11 protein-coding genes and 1 tRNA gene are annotated in these 12,797 nt (G+C 42.2%); 10 read left to right on the top strand and 2 right to left on the bottom strand.

What is annotated here, in order from left to right:
- Positions 1-48: 48 nt before the first annotated feature.
- A tRNA-Lys gene (locus tag WSWS_RS06870) sits at positions 49-121 on the bottom strand.
- 250 nt (positions 122-371) lie between these two features.
- Here WSWS_RS06870 and yycF point away from each other — a divergent pair.
- The 6 genes from yycF to WSWS_RS06840 all read left to right on the top strand — a co-directional run bounded on the left by yycF (position 372) and on the right by WSWS_RS06840 (position 7,406).
- Entirely contained in the window at positions 372-1,076 is a 705-nt protein-coding gene (yycF, locus tag WSWS_RS06865; protein WP_070230573.1) for a response regulator YycF, read from the top strand.
- 82 nt (positions 1,077-1,158) lie between these two features.
- On the top strand, positions 1,159-3,036 hold the full coding sequence (walK, locus tag WSWS_RS06860; protein ID WP_070230572.1) for a cell wall metabolism sensor histidine kinase WalK: 1,878 nt from the start codon (positions 1,159-1,161) through the stop codon (positions 3,034-3,036).
- On the top strand, positions 3,023-4,360 hold the full coding sequence (gene yycH / locus WSWS_RS06855) for a two-component system activity regulator YycH (protein WP_164699454.1): 1,338 nt from the start codon (positions 3,023-3,025) through the stop codon (positions 4,358-4,360). Before walK ends, yycH begins: the two co-directional genes overlap by 14 nt.
- Positions 4,360-5,172: a two-component system regulatory protein YycI gene (locus tag WSWS_RS06850; protein WP_070230570.1), complete on the top strand. Its 813-nt coding sequence runs from the start codon at positions 4,360-4,362 to the stop codon at positions 5,170-5,172. Before yycH ends, WSWS_RS06850 begins: the two co-directional genes overlap by 1 nt.
- Before the next feature lie 69 nt (positions 5,173-5,241).
- On the top strand, positions 5,242-6,039 hold the full coding sequence (locus tag WSWS_RS06845) for an MBL fold metallo-hydrolase (RefSeq protein WP_070230569.1): 798 nt from the start codon (positions 5,242-5,244) through the stop codon (positions 6,037-6,039).
- Positions 6,040-6,128: 89 nt separating this feature from the next.
- Positions 6,129-7,406: a S1C family serine protease gene (locus tag WSWS_RS06840; protein ID WP_070230568.1), complete on the top strand. Its 1,278-nt coding sequence runs from the start codon at positions 6,129-6,131 to the stop codon at positions 7,404-7,406.
- A 413-nt stretch (positions 7,407-7,819) separates the two neighbouring features.
- Here the strand turns inward: WSWS_RS06840 and WSWS_RS06835 are convergent, their stop codons facing one another.
- On the bottom strand, positions 7,820-8,260 hold the full coding sequence (locus tag WSWS_RS06835; protein WP_070230567.1) for a YwiB family protein: 441 nt from the start codon (positions 8,258-8,260) through the stop codon (positions 7,820-7,822).
- Positions 8,261-8,360: 100 nt separating this feature from the next.
- On the opposite strand from WSWS_RS06835, the gene WSWS_RS06830 reads away from it, so the two are divergent.
- The 4 genes from WSWS_RS06830 to WSWS_RS06815 all read left to right on the top strand — a co-directional run bounded on the left by WSWS_RS06830 (position 8,361) and on the right by WSWS_RS06815 (position 12,746).
- Positions 8,361-9,716, top strand: a complete 1,356-nt coding sequence (locus WSWS_RS06830; RefSeq protein ID WP_070230566.1) for an HD domain-containing protein — start codon at positions 8,361-8,363, stop codon at positions 9,714-9,716.
- Positions 9,713-10,528, top strand: a complete 816-nt coding sequence (locus WSWS_RS06825) for a Cof-type HAD-IIB family hydrolase (protein WP_070230565.1) — start codon at positions 9,713-9,715, stop codon at positions 10,526-10,528. Before WSWS_RS06830 ends, WSWS_RS06825 begins: the two co-directional genes overlap by 4 nt.
- A 120-nt stretch (positions 10,529-10,648) precedes the next feature.
- Entirely contained in the window at positions 10,649-11,233 is a 585-nt protein-coding gene (gene rpoE / locus WSWS_RS06820) for a DNA-directed RNA polymerase subunit delta (protein WP_070230842.1), read from the top strand.
- Between the two features lie 247 nt (positions 11,234-11,480).
- Entirely contained in the window at positions 11,481-12,746 is a 1,266-nt protein-coding gene (locus WSWS_RS06815) for a UDP-N-acetylglucosamine 1-carboxyvinyltransferase (protein ID WP_070230564.1), read from the top strand.
- Positions 12,747-12,797 lie beyond the last annotated feature (51 nt).

Below are 12,797 nucleotides of genomic sequence, written 5' to 3'. Positions count from 1 at the left end.
TTATTATTAGTAATAAAAAAACCACACTCCTGATGAGTGTGGCTAGGATGGACAGTCAGGGGCTCGAACCCTGGACCCACGGATTAAGAGTCCGTTGCTCTACCAACTGAGCTAACTGTCCATGTGTTCTTTTCAAACAACAGAATATATTATAGCAACATCATAAATGGTTTGCAAGTGTTTTTAAAAACAAGTTTATTTTATGTGAGTAATCGGGTCATGTCGCAATGAAAATACCTGAAAACGTTGTAACATGATATAATTGTTACTGTTATTATGTAAATTAAATATTGTCACTTTGTAATCTATAAATACTACAAGCAACGTATTTGTGTGATATGCACGGTTGCTGTATCGAGGAGAATCTAAACATGACAAAAATCTTAGTAGTGGATGATGAAAAACCAATTTCAGATATCATCAAATTTAATCTAACCAAAGAAGGCTATGATGTTGTTGTGGCAATGGATGGTCGTGAAGCCATTGAGTTATTTGAATCAGAATCACCAGAGTTGGTGTTGCTGGATCAAATGCTACCAGAATTAGACGGCACTGAAGTGTTGCGTCAAATTCGTTCGCAATCACAAACGCCGGTTATCATGGTAACAGCCAAGGATTCTGAAATCGATAAGGTTTTAGGACTTGAGATGGGTGCCGATGACTATGTCACCAAGCCATTCTCAAATCGAGAATTGTTGGCTCGTATCAAGGCTAATTTGCGTCGTCAAACGCCAATGGCTGGACCTGCATCCAACGGGGATGATTCGGGTGACATTAAAATCGGCGCGTTGACGATTCATCCTGACGCCTATATGGTTTCAAAGAATGGTGTGGATATTGAGTTGACGCACCGTGAATTTGAACTGCTGCATCATTTGGCTAAACATATTGGTCAAGTGATGACACGGGATGATCTCTTACAAACAGTTTGGGGTTATGATTATTTTGGTGACGTTCGTACGGTTGATGTGACAGTTCGTCGTATCCGTGAAAAGATTGAAGATACACCAAGTCATCCACAAATTTTGATGACACGACGTGGGGTTGGCTACTATTTGAAGGCCAACGAAGATTAATTGAGGAGCCGGTGGGACGCTTCAAAGGTGGCAGAAGCCCCTCTTTGAAGCGTCCGACTGGCTTTTACTTTTTGGAGAAATAATGACTGGAAAAAAGATAAAGTTTTTCTCTTCGATTCATTTCAAAATTGCCCTGGTTTTTACGCTAACCCTAGTAGTGACCTTGGAATTAATTGGAGCAGTATTTATTCGACAGCTTGAGCGATCAAGTTTGGCATCGTTTCGGCAACAAATTACTCTGCCGGCGTATGTTAATGATGCGTTGGTGCAACAGCTTGAAGGCGAGAGTGGCGGATCAAAAATTAATTCGGATATCCATACGGTACTTACGGCGGTCAATAATAGCAGTATTACTGATATCGAAGTGATTGATGCCAAAGGGATTATTCGTGGTGTTAGCGATATTAATAATCAATCAGTGGTTGGACAAAAAACGACTGATGCCAACTTACGAGCGGCCCTTTCAAATTCTAAATATTCAAAAAATCCAATTGAGAAAAAAGGTAATAAACGTTACCAAGTGATTGTGAAGCCCTTGGTGACTTCAACAGATGGCAATAGTACAGTGGTTGGAGTGGTAAAAGTCACGGCTAATCTGGAAGCAGTCTATGATAGTCTGCAGCAGATTTCAACGCTCTATTTCTCTGCGACGTTATTAGCGATAGCATTGGGAATCGTCATGTCGTTGATTATTTCACGGGCTTTAACCAAGCCAATTTCAGAAATTAGTGAACGAACGACGCGGATTGCCCGTGGTGATTATTCAGGCGAAATTATCATTCGTTCGCGTGATGAAATTGGTGAGCTGGGTAAAAATGTCAATCTGTTGGCTGAACGTATCGAAGAAACGACTAATTCAACGGAATTTGAACGCCGCCGTTTGGACATGGTATTGGGGCATATGACCGATGGGGTGATTGCCACCGATCGACGCGGGATGATTAACATCATTAATTCATCTGCTTTAAACTTTCTTGGGATTGAATCACTTAATGAGGGTGATCAACGTTCCATCATCCAAGTATTGAAGATTGAAGAAGAGTACTCATTACGTGAATTGCTCGAAGATACAGGTGAAATTACGCTTGATTTTAGTACCCAAGAGCGGCCATTAATTCTTAAGGCCTACGTTAACTTGTTACAACGCTCATCTGGTTTTATCTCAGGCTTGGTGGTGGTGTTGCATGATGTCACTGAACAAGAGCGGATTAACGAAGAGCGGCGTCAGTTTGTTTCCAACGTCTCACATGAATTGCGGACACCGTTGACTTCAGTGAAGTCATACATCGATGCTTTGCAGGATGGTGCCTTGGAAGATCAGACAGTCGCGCATAGTTTCTTGACAGTGGCACAAAATGAGACCACCCGGATGATTCATATGATCAATGATCTATTAGAATTATCACGTATGGACCAAGGTCGCATGAAATTAAATATGGAATTCGTCAACGTGGGCGAATTGTTCAATTATATTTTGAATCGGTTTGATATGATCATCTCTTCTGACGATAAACCAGAAAAAACGTATTCGATTGTACGTGATATCACAACAGCTCCCGTTTGGGCAGAGTTGGATACTTCCAAATTCACGCAAGTTATCGATAATATCATGAATAACGCTATTAAATATTCACCGGATGGCAGTGAGATTGTGGTTAGCATGCACGAAAATGAGCATCATGTGATCTTGAGCATTACAGATCAAGGTTTGGGAATCCCTAAGAAAGATTTGACCCATGTCTTTGATCGTTTCTTCCGTGTTGATAAGGCTCGGTCACGAGCCCAAGGCGGTTCGGGACTAGGCTTAGCGATTTCGAAGGAAATTATTGAGCAATTCCATGGTCGGATTTGGGCAGAATCAGTTGAAGGTAAGGGTTCAACATTCTATATTGCACTACCTTTCGAACCTGATTTTGAAGCTGAAGATTGGGATGAAGGAGCATGGGATGATGAAGCATAAACGGTGGGCCACCGTGCGTGTATTGATTTGGCAACATATTTGGGCGATTGGTACGGGGGTGATGATTCTTCTCAGCGTTTTTCTTTCGCTCATGATTTGGTTTAATTCAAACCAGAGTATTGCAAAAAGCACGGTTAATGATACAACGGGCGTTATTTCAACGCCAAAATCACAAAAGAATATCTATGCGATTGAGCAGTTACTGTGGAATAATGCGATGGGACAGCATGAAGCGATTCTGGATTTCCGACCAACGACGCGACAAATTCTAAAACGGCTGTCCAGTTGGAGCGTTGATAAGGTCAAAAGTCGTTCCGTCTCGCGGCAGGAATTAATGCAACTAGCGAAACAGAAGAATACAGCTGTTTTGGGTTTTGGGGATGGTATCGCTGGTGAAATCGTTAGTAAAGTGGTGGGTACACAATTTGATCTACCCGCTAATGGCTATGTTTTTAATGTGGTAGTGCCGTTATCAGCTAATCCACATAAAGTCTATTTCCTGGATGACAAACATCTTAAAGTCTATGAATTCACTATCACCCATATTGATAAAACTTTAAAGAATGTCAGTTTAAGTCAGACGAAAAATCGTGTGCCAGTTAAAGTAGCCTACTTTTCGCAGCACCTGATGTTGAAGTATACCCAGTCATTGCAGATGGCTACATATTCATACTTGTTAGCCAGTACTAAAGTGGATACCTTTGTCACGGCCTTGTTTGCAGATAGTCAGGCAACACCGCGTGGTTATCAGGAACAAGCGAATGTGATCTATAACGATGGTGATTCTAAGCAGTTGACCATTAATACCAAGAAAAACACGCTCCAATTTGATAACTATCACACGAATTTACCGATTTCGAGCTATTCAGATCGTTTGCGTAGTGGGTACACCATGCTGAAACAACTACAGCAGTTACCAGATAATTTATATTATTTTGAAAGTCATCATGATGGTCGTGACCTGGTATTTCGTTTGTATAGTAATGGTTTACCCATTTTCAATCAGAATGGTTATGGCACAGTCGTGATTAAAACAAAATCGGCTAAGCATGTCACTTTAGAGTTTTCACAATATATTCTACAAGTACCCTTGCCAGTGGATGATGATGAAATCACCGAGGTTGTGCCCACGGATACCGTGTTAGCCACGCTTGCTCAAGCTGGTTATCACCATACTGATATCGCTGATATGCGAATTGGTTATACTTGGGAGACTGATTCGCAGAATGAAAATATTGTGGTGTTAAAACCAGAGTGGTACGTCGAATTATCGAAAAATGAGACCTGGCACCCGGTTTCCGCCCTGACTAAGGAGGTGCAATGATGGATTTTAAACGAATTCTGATTGTCTTCTTTTGGGTATTTGGGGTGGTCAACATTTTTTTGACCGTGCAATTGATTCGAGCAAATACTGAGACCAGTCGAGCAGATACTGCCGTGAGTGTGCTGACGGAAATGGCCAATGACAATATAAAATTTACCAATCCTTCGACGGTGAGTTCAATGGGGAGTTACTTATCTGGTCAGGTGAATTCAAATTATTTGCAAAGTCAAATGAATTTGATTGATGGTAAGAAGAAGTTCGACTCAGCGACAGGTACTTTGTCAGTCACTTATGAGCAACCACAAAAATTTGGCACGACACAAACGACACTTAAGCGATCGATTAGTAAGTATCTTAAGAATGAGGCTAAGGTCTTATCGGGTACTCAGTATCGTTTTGATAAACAATTTTCGTCCATGACCAAGCCAGATAGCCATGGTCATTACAGTTTGGTGTATTCACAAAAAATGACCGCGCGACAGGTGATCATGGGGACCGCTGGTCAAATTCGATTTACCTTCGATAAGCAGAACCGATTAGTACGGTATACGCAAACGTATATCAGTAATGTTGAGGTGTTGCGCGATGCCGTTGAAGTGATTTCTGGGGCTGATGCACTGAAGGATTTATACCAATATAATGAGCTACCAAATAATAGTACGGTTAAGTGGACCAAGCTAGCGTATAGCGCATTGATTACAGTGAAAGCTGACACGATTTTTGTCCCAACTTGGGTTGTGGCCGTGGTAGATGCAAACGGGGATGTGAGCATCTTGCGTGTAAATGCAATTGATGGTTCAGTACTCAAGTAATGTGGTAATATTTTAGATAACAGTTAGAAGTCGGAGCGCTGCTTCGACTTCTTGTTTTTGAGGTGGGAAATGAACGAATTCAAAGTATCAATGTTAGCGTCAGGAAGTTCGGGTAACGTGACATACATTGAAACAGATGAGCATCGCGTACTCGTAGATGCAGGGTTAAGTGGTAAAAAAATTGAGAGCCTGATGAATTCAATTGGGCGTTCTTTAAATGATGTCGATTCCCTTTTTGTGACGCATGAGCACAGTGATCATATTCAATCAGTTGGGGTGCTTGCCCGTAAATACGGGCTGAATGTTTATGCAAATGATCTGACATGGCAAGCAATGGCGGGCAAAATTGGTCGAATTAACGATGAACAAAAATTTACGTTTGATGTGAATTCCACGAAGTTGCTGGGTGATTTAGATGTTGAAAGTTTCTCAGTGTCACATGATGCGGCACAGCCACAATTTTATGTTTTTCATCATAATAATAAAAGTTTTGCGATGTTAACGGATGTCGGGTATGTGACCGACCAGGTTGCGGGCATGATCCGCAATGCAGATGCAATTTTGATGGAAGCTAATCATGATTTCGAAATGTTACGCTATGGTAGCTATGCCTGGTCATTGAAACAACGTATTTTAGGGGATGAAGGGCATCTCTCAAATGAAGATGGGGCGTTAACCTTAGTTGATGCCATTGGTAACCGTACCAAACAGGTTTACCTGGGTCATCTGAGTGCGGAAAACAATCAAGTTCCATTGGCTAATTTAACCGTTAGTTCGATTTTGCAAGAACACGATCTAGGGGTTAACCAAGATTTTGAGCTATTTGATACCGCACCAGATGCCGCCACTCGATTACGGTCCATCTAAGGCTGTTTTTATATGTTATAAATTTAAGTATTGATAAAGTAATCAACCTTAAAATATAGTTATTAAAGGTATCTCAGCGGAGGTTGCATATGTTAGGTTTAGATCGGAAGACCCGCTCGGATGACACACGCGCGGACAAAAAGAATTCATTAGTTAAGGTCGGGGTGGTTGCCTTGGTGGCTGGACTTGTCGGTGGCGGGGCTGGTGCAGCGGGGCTGACCTATTTTATGAATGAAACGGAGACGGGGTCGACGTTAACCAGTAATTCAACGCCGGTTAAGGTTTCGGACACAAATGTTAAAGGTAGTTCAGCAGCTACAAAAGCATTTAATAAAACTTCAGCGGCCGTTGTATCGGTCATAAATTTGCAAAAACAAGATGACAGTATTTCTGGATATGATACATTGTTCGGTCAATCGTCGTCATCTTCGAGCAGCAGCGGTAGCTCTTCAAGTAGCTTAGAAACTGCCTCAGAAGGTTCAGGTGTTATCTATAAGACATCTGGAAAATACGCCTATATTGTCACCAATAACCATGTGGTTGAAGATTCGAATGCTTTGCAAGTTTTGTTGAGTGATGGCACTAAATTGACGGCTAAGTTGATTGGTACAGATGATATCAGTGACCTAGCAGTCTTGCGTGTTAAGGCGGATAAGGTGACTGATGTCGCTGAATTTGCGAATTCAAATGAATTAAAAACAGGTGAAACAGTTTTGGCCATTGGATCACCCATGGGGACTGAGTATGCTACTTCAGTGACTCAGGGGATTATTTCAGCTACTAAGCGTGAAGTTGAGTCAACGGATGAAGATGGCAATGAGCTTGGTACCGCCACGGTTATTCAAACAGATGCCGCTATCAACTCAGGAAATTCAGGGGGTGCGTTGATTAATTTGGCAGGCCAAGTGGTTGGTATTAACTCGATGAAACTCTCAAGTACTTCAACTAGTGAAGCAACTGTTGAAGGGATGGGATTTGCCATTCCTTCAAACACAGTTGTGACGATCATCAATCAGCTAGAAACTAAGGGTAAAGTTGAACGACCAGCGTTAGGTATTAAAATGTTGGATTTGTCAGAGGTTTCTATTAGTGACCAATCAAGTGTTTTGGATGTTCCGTCAAGCGTCACTGGTGGGGTAGTTGTGATGAGTGTCGTGAAGAATACGCCAGCGGCAAAGTTGGGCTTGGAAAAGTACGACGTGATCACAAAGATTGACGGTAAAACGATCACAGACACCGGTGATCTACGGGATGCTTTGTATGCGCATAAGTTAGGTGATACGATCAAGGTGACGCGTTACCACAATGGTAAAGTGCAAACTAGTGAGGTTAAATTAACCACGAAGACGTCTGATTTAAATAGTTAACCACAAGCTTGGTGAAAATTAGAAGCAAGTGAAGAAAACTAAATTCTGTTACACAAAAGAAAAGTTTTGTACATGTAGTAAACACTTTGATAGTCTATATTACTTGTATCTACTAGCAATAGTGGATTTCATTACTCCCCAAAGTATATGAATTCCGTCAGAGTTCCCCAAATTCTGACGCCCCATACTATGTTGATTGCGATAGTATTCAACATCACCCGGTACGCGCCCCCCTCTTGCGTACCGGGTTTTTTTGTTTTTTTAACTACATAACATGCGTGTTGATGAGCGTGTCTTATAAACTATAGCTCAGCGCGTTTGCTGAGTTACCGAGTAGCTGTATAAAATTTTCACATAGCCAAATAAAAAGACGAACGTGCACCTCTTAGATGATCGTTCGTCTGTTTATTTGGCTATGCTTTGATGAAATCAACGTGGACAATATATTCGCCGACCATGTAATCACCCTGGTACAATGAATAGATAATGTTTAAATTACCTTGGCTATGCTCGACGTTGATGCTGGCATCAATTGAGTTAGTGAGCGTTTCGATGACCATTGGCCCCATGGGTGTCAGGTAGCGGGTACTTTGACGTGCGTTTTCTTTAAACACGAGGCGTAAGTCACTTTGACCATGGCGGGTTAATTGCACTGTGCCATCAGGATTGATCTTGAAAAGGACGGTGGCTTTTGAACCATCGGCTTGCGGTTCTTGGTACTTGATGAAACTTGCCCCGTTTTTATGTAATAAAGTACCAGCTTCATCAAAGGTAAATACTTCATGTTCATCGCCCTGCGTGATTGATGTAATAACATGCAGATTAATGATCGTTTTTTCGGTTGGAATGGTCATGATTGCTCACTTTCGTACTTCGTTTATATACCGTGGGAATGATTAAAATACGGTATAATATATATTAATCTTACTATAACAAATAAAGGGAGAAAATGAGATGGTAGAAACGGTATTCCGTGACCCAGTTCATAATTTTATCCGGGTACAAGATCAAGTGATTCTGGATTTAATTGGTACACGTGAATTTCAACGATTACGTCGCATCAAGCAACTAGGTGTTTCTAGCATGGTCTTTCATGGGGCAGAGCACTCACGATTTTCCCATTCTTTGGGGGTGTATGAAATTGCGCGCCAGTTTGCTGACCATCTCGCTGAAAATTATACAATGCAAGCGCCCGATGATGGTGGCTGGGATCCTAATGAGCGGCTAGTGCTACTCACAGCAGCACTGTTACACGATTTGGGGCATGGGCCATACTCGCATACTTTTGAACATATTTTTGGTACTGATCATGAGCAGTATACCCAACAAATCATTCTATCCCCAGAGACCGAAGTTAACCGAGTATTGCGGGGAGTTAGTGACGATTTCCCAGCCAAAGTCGCTAGCGTTATTGCTAAAACCTATGCCAATCAACAAGTGGTGCAATTAATTTCTAGTCAAATTGACGCTGATCGAATGGATTATTTGTTGCGGGATGCTTATTATTCGGGCGCGAATTATGGCACCTTTGATTTGTCGCGGATTATCCACATGATGCGTCCCTATAAAGGGGGGATTGCCTTTAACTTTAAGGGTATGGCGGCGGTGGAAGATTACGTGGTGTCCCGTTATCAGATGTATGCGCAAGTCTATTTCCACCCTGTATCACGTGGTTTTGAAGTCGTGTTAACTAATATTTTGCGCCGGGCGAAGGATTATTTTGAACTAAGCAAGACCGATGATATGATTGATGGCGACTTTATGCCAAAATCACTACGCTCGCTATTTGAAGGCCGTATCACCCTGACAGAGTATATTGAGTTGGATGATTCGATCATGTTGGCGGCGATTAGTGAATGGCGCCATGTGAAAGATCCAATTCTGGCTGACTTAGCGACGCGCTTTTTGGATCGGCATCCCTTGAAATCTGTTGAGATTGAAGAAGGTGCCCGTTCGATGTTACCAGCAATCACAGAATTGATTGCGGCCGCGGGGTACGAACCAAAATACTATACTGCCGAAAATGATAGCTTTGACTTACCCTATGATGCATACCATCCAAACGCTAAGAAGCCTCAGACCCAAATTGAGTTGGTACAAAAAGATGGTACCATGCGAGAATTGTCAGAGGTCAGCACATTGGTGGATGCAATTAAAGGACGTACGTTTGGCAACGCCCGGTTCTTCTTTCCGCGTGAAATGTTATTGGAACAGGCGGTTGGGGATGTCATGGCGCCATTATACGAGGAGTTCCAACGTTATGTGCATAATGATCGTCTCATTCGGCCGGTCGAGGGGGGAATAAAATGAGTATTAAATTAGTTACAATTGATATTGATGACACATTGGTTAATTCACAAAAGGAAATTACAGCACGCGTTAAGACGGCGTTAAATGAAGCGACCGCCCAAGGGGTGAAAGTAGTGTTAGCAACGGGTCGTCCGTTGACAGGAGTGACGCGCTACTTAGATGAACTCGGGTTGAATCAACAAGACGATCAATATGTCATTACGTATAATGGCGGAGTCGTCGAAACCACAAGTGGCCAGCGATTAGGTGGTGAAAGCCTGACGCGAGACGATTTCTTGGAATTACAAGCGATTGCTACTGACCTCGGTGCCTATCTGCAAGTGGAAACGTTAACCAAGGCATATACTACCAATACTGAAGTGAATCCGTGGGCTAGTTTAGAAAATTATCTCATCAATATGGACTTGCGGACTGTGTCATTAGCGGATATGCCACGCGATGAGGATTACGTTAAGATGATCATGATTGGCGAGGAAAACGATATTACGCAATGGTACCAAGCGTTGCCAAAAAACGTGCTAGAGAAATATTATGTTGTGCAGTCGACACCTCATAATCTTGAATTTATGAATAAAGCGGCTTCAAAAGGCGCAGGGCTGGCCGTATTGCGTGATATTTTGCAGTTAGCTGTGGCTGAAACAATGGCGTTAGGAGATCAACAAAATGACCTAACGATGATTGAGACAGCAGGGTTAGGGATTGCTATGGGCAATGCGATACCTGCATTAAAACAGATTGCTCAAGCGGAGACGACCACCCAAAATGAAGACGGTGTTGGGGTCGCAATCGAAAAATATGTGCTAAATGCATAGGGAACTTCTTGATAGAAATTCGTAAATACGCTATTATTGAGTATTGGATAAGATAGAATGACATTGTTGACGGCTTATCGTCGACTTTATTGTGATATAACTCGAAAGGACGTGCGTGATTTGGCATTATCAGCGTTTGACGGCCAAAACAAGGCAGAGCTTTCTATGATTGAAGTTGCTCGTGAGATTCTTCATGAGCGTCATGAAACGATTGCTTTCCAAGACTTGGTTCAACAAGTACAAGAATTTACAGGAAAGTCTGATGAAGAAATCCAAGGCCGCTTGGCACAATTCTACACAGATTTAAATATTGACGGTTCGTTCATCTCTTTGGGAGATAACGTGTGGGGACTTCGTTCATGGTATCCAATTGATTCTATCGACGAAGCAGTGCACTTGGATCTTGAAGAAGAGACCACTACTAAGAAGAAGAAGCGTAAGAAGGTCAATGCCTTCTTGGCTGATGTCGCTGATGATGACGATGTGATCGATTACAACGATGATGATCCAGAAGACGACGATGACTTCGAAGTTGAGGGTGAAGAAACCGCTACAGTCGCTGATGATGATGATGATACTGTCAAAGAAGCAGATCAAGAAGAAGAAGCTGATTCAGATGAGTTTGCAGCTGGATTAGGTGACGACATCACTGGCGTTAAGACAAAGGTTGATGACGATTATGGTTCAGGAGACATCGAATTATAATTGATACAATCGAGACCGGTATGAAAAATACCGGTCTTTTTTGCATTCAAAAAGTAAAGTTATTGCAAACAAAATGACTTAATCTTGTTAAATTTCAGCATTTACTGTAAACTCAAATAAGGAATTAGACGTAGCTGGACGCCGATTTTGCGCCCTTATCTACAGTAATCCATATTAATTTTATGAAATAAAACACAGTGCTATGCATACCATATTGGGTATGATCTGAATGTAGAAGGTTAGAAATATGAAAAAGTTGATTATCCACGGCGGACGTCGTTTAAAGGGTGAAGTTACCATTGGTGGTGCGAAGAACTCAACCGTTGCATTAATTCCCGCCTCTATTTTGGCTGACACACCAGTAAAGTTTGATAGCGTACCCCAAATATTGGACGTTAATAACTTGCAAATTATCTTGCAGTCGATGAATGTGACTTCAGAGTTTGCTCATGGTGAACTATCAATTGATCCAACGCAAATTGAGGAAGCTGAATTACCATCTACGGCCATTAAAAGTTTACGAGCATCATATTACTTCATGGGGTCATTGTTGGGCCGTTTCCACCGTGCTACCGTGACGTTTCCTGGTGGTGATAATATTGGACCTCGTCCAATTGATCAACATGTGAAGGGATTCGTGGCTTTAGGTGCTGAAGTTGAATACGATGAAGACACCGTACGGATTTCTGCACCCAATGGGTTGCATGGGACACGCATTTTCTTGGACATGGTTTCAGTGGGTGCAACCATCAATATCATTTTGGCAGCCGTGCGTGCTGAAGGGCAAACAATCCTGGAAAACGCCGCTAAGGAACCAGAAATTATTGATTTGGCGACCTTTTTGAATAACATGGGTGCTAAGATCCGTGGTGCGGGTACGGATACTATTCGTATTGACGGTGTTGATAAGTTAGAAGCTCACAACACGCATACAATTATTCCTGATCGCATTGAAGCAGGAACTTATTTAGCAATGGCGGCTGCGCAAGGTGATGGTGTTTTGGTTAAGAATGTCATTCCAGAACACTTGGATGCTTATATCGCAAAAATGGAAGAGGCTGGGGTATCTTTGCAAATTAACGAAGATAGCATCTTTGTGCCACGGACAGATACGCTGAAACCAATTAAGATTAAGACGGCGCCTTTCCCAGGTTTTGCAACTGATCTACAACAACCAATCACCCCTATGCTAACTAAGGCCAGTGGCGAGAGTATCATCCAAGAAACCATTTATCCAGAACGGACACGCCACATTCCAGAGTTACGTAAATTTGGGATGGATATTGAATCTTTGACACATGGCTTGATCGCCATTCGACCAAGTTCAGATTTCCATGGCTCAACGGTAGCTGCGGCCGAAATTCGCGCTGGCGCATCCTTGATGATTGCTGCGTTGATGGCGGATGGTATTACCACTGTCAAAAATGCAGATCACATTTTGCGTGGTTACGACCGTTTGGTTTGGAAGGTCACTAACTTGAATGGTGACATTCAGATTATTGAAGAAGATTAAAGCAGCCTGCATTAAGAGATTCCAAAGTGTTGGGATCTCTTTTTTTAGCTT

The organism is Weissella soli, assembly GCF_001761545.1.
Taxonomy (GTDB): domain Bacteria; phylum Bacillota; class Bacilli; order Lactobacillales; family Lactobacillaceae; genus Weissella; species Weissella soli.
This window is presented reverse-complemented; position numbering and strand designations above follow the sequence as displayed.